This window comes from Endozoicomonas sp. SESOKO3, from assembly GCF_024606255.1.
Genome location: NZ_JAHHPR010000501.1, coordinates 1 through 1383, shown reverse-complemented (window position 1 = coordinate 1383; position 1383 = coordinate 1). Strand labels below are relative to the sequence as shown.

2 protein-coding genes are annotated in these 1383 nt (G+C 46.0%); both read left to right on the top strand.

From position 1 onward, the window contains the following. Positions 1 to 891: sterol desaturase family protein (locus KDK18_RS08770; protein WP_257254523.1), on the top strand; the 891-nt coding region annotated here is incomplete at its 5' end. Positions 892 to 1013: 122 nt separating this feature from the next. Further along, positions 1014 to 1383, top strand: a 370-nt coding sequence (locus tag KDK18_RS08765) for a MarC family protein (RefSeq protein ID WP_257254522.1), incomplete at its 3' end; no start/stop codon positions are given.

Sequence of the window (1383 nt, the reverse complement as noted above, 5' to 3'; positions counted from 1 at the left end):
ATTATTAACCATCCCGAATGGTTACTGATGCTGCTTGCTCCGCTGTTTATCGGTTTAATGGTGGCGGAGTATTTCACTGGCCAAAGGTGCGGAAAGCTACCGGAAAATTCTGCCTATAAACTGCCAGAAGTGCTGTGCAACTTCTCATTAGCAGGTATGCATCAGCTGGCAGATCTCCTTACAGGCCTGTTGATTGTAAAACTCTATTTCTGGCTTTTTGGCTGGAAGTTGCTAGAGATTGAAATGAACGCAGCGTCCTTTGTTATTTTGCTGATCTTACAGGATTTTTGCTACTACTGGTTTCATCGCGCCAGCCACAGGGTGCGCTGGATGTGGGCTGCCCACGTCGCACATCATAGCTCGGAAAGAATGAATTTCAGCACAGCGTTTCGCCAAAGCCTGATGTACCCGATTGCTGGTATGTGGCTGTTTTGGGTTCCTTTGGTCATCATTGGTTTTGAGCCTAAATGGGTTATCTTTGCGGTCCTGCTTAACCTGGGGCTACAGTTCTTTGTTCATACACAGTGGGTTCGCACTCTCGGTAAGCTCGAACTTATTTTTAACACACCGTCGCATCACCGGGTTCATCATGGGCTCAACGCTCAATACATTGATAAAAACTATGCCGGTGTTATGATCGTCTGGGATAAGCTATTCGGTACCTTTGAACCAGAAGTGGAAACCGTGCGCTATGGGATCAGCAAGCCTGTCAACAGCTATAATCCGCTGGTTGTGACCTTCTCTGAATGGTTGGATATGTTTAGAGAAGTAAAAGGCAAACACACGACGCTCAAACAGCGTATGAAGATCTTTTTTGCTCCACCAAGTGATAAACCAACAGTGGCAGAGTCTGAAAGTCCGGATCAAACGTTAAAAAAAGAAAATCAATAGGATTTTGACTGTCAACAATCGAGTAACCACTGAAGAAGGACGAAGTCAGATCCGGAACAGCCATGATATTGAGAGAGTTCTGAACTATCCTTGGGCCTTATTGACTGCTCTGCGGCTTGAAGATGACAGAACTCTTATCATTCGCAGCCACTGTCTTTGTGAGCTTCTTTGCCATCATGAATCCCGTTGCCAATACCCCCATTTTTCTGGGCTTAACCAATGGGCTTGAATCGGCTGAAAAGCGAAAAATCGCCATACAATCCAACTTTCTGGCGTTCATTATTGTCAGTGTCTTTTGCCTGCTAGGTCATGTCATTTTCAGTCTTTTTGGTATCACCCTCCCGGCACTCAGAATTGCAGGAGGCATTCTGGTGTTCCTGATTGGCAAGGACATGCTTTCCGGCAATAGCTCAGAGGTTCACACTCCCAGTATCGAGGATAATCGTAAAAGTCTGGAGCATCCCCATGTCAGTATTGCGATCAGTCCACTGG